The sequence below is a fragment of the Streptomyces roseolilacinus genome (assembly GCF_014649335.1).
Lineage (GTDB): Bacteria > Actinomycetota > Actinomycetes > Streptomycetales > Streptomycetaceae > Streptomyces > Streptomyces roseolilacinus.
Map to the genome: position 1 here is coordinate 1 of NZ_BMSV01000040.1, position 747 is coordinate 747.

General features: G+C 72.2%; 1 protein-coding gene. It reads left to right on the top strand.

Features of this window, described 5'->3' with window-relative positions; translation table 11 throughout:
* On the top strand, positions 1-747 hold a 747-nt coding region (locus tag IE106_RS29990), incomplete at both ends, for an L-serine ammonia-lyase (RefSeq protein WP_189538382.1).

A 747-nucleotide genomic window follows, 5' to 3' on the forward strand; every position in this document is an offset into this window, starting at 1 on the left:
ACCTGGTCCTGCACCGCCGCAAGGCGCTCCCCTACCACGCCAACGGCATGACCCTGTGGGCGTACGACGCCGAGGGCGTCACGCTGCTGGAGAAGACGTACTACTCGGTGGGCGGCGGGTTCGTCGTCGACGAGGACGCGGTCGGCGCGGACCGGATCAAGCTCGACGACACGGTCCTGAAGTACCCCTTCCGCACGGGCGACGAGCTGTTGCGCCTCGCCCGCGAGACCGGCCTGTCGATCTCCGCGCTGATGCTGGAGAACGAGAAGGCGTGGCGCACGGAGGAGGAGATCCGCGCCGGGCTGCTGGAGATCTGGCGGGTCATGCGCGAGTGCGTCGACCGCGGCATGTCCCGCGAGGGCATCCTGCCCGGCGGCCTGAAGGTGCGCCGGCGCGCCGCGACCACGGCCCGCAAGCTGCGCTCCGAGGGCGACCCGCAGGCCCTCGCCATGGAGTGGATCACCCTGTACGCGATGGCGGTCAACGAGGAGAACGCCGCCGGCGGCCGGGTCGTCACCGCCCCGACGAACGGCGCGGCCGGCATCATCCCCGCCGTCCTGCACTACTACGTGAACTTCGTGCCGGGTGCCGACGAGGACGGCGTCGTGCGGTTCCTCCTGGCCGCGGGCGCGGTCGGCATGCTGTTCAAGGAGAACGCGTCGATCTCCGGGGCCGAGGTCGGCTGCCAGGGCGAGGTCGGCTCGGCCTGCTCGATGGCGGCGGGCGCGCTCGCCGAGGTGCTGGGCG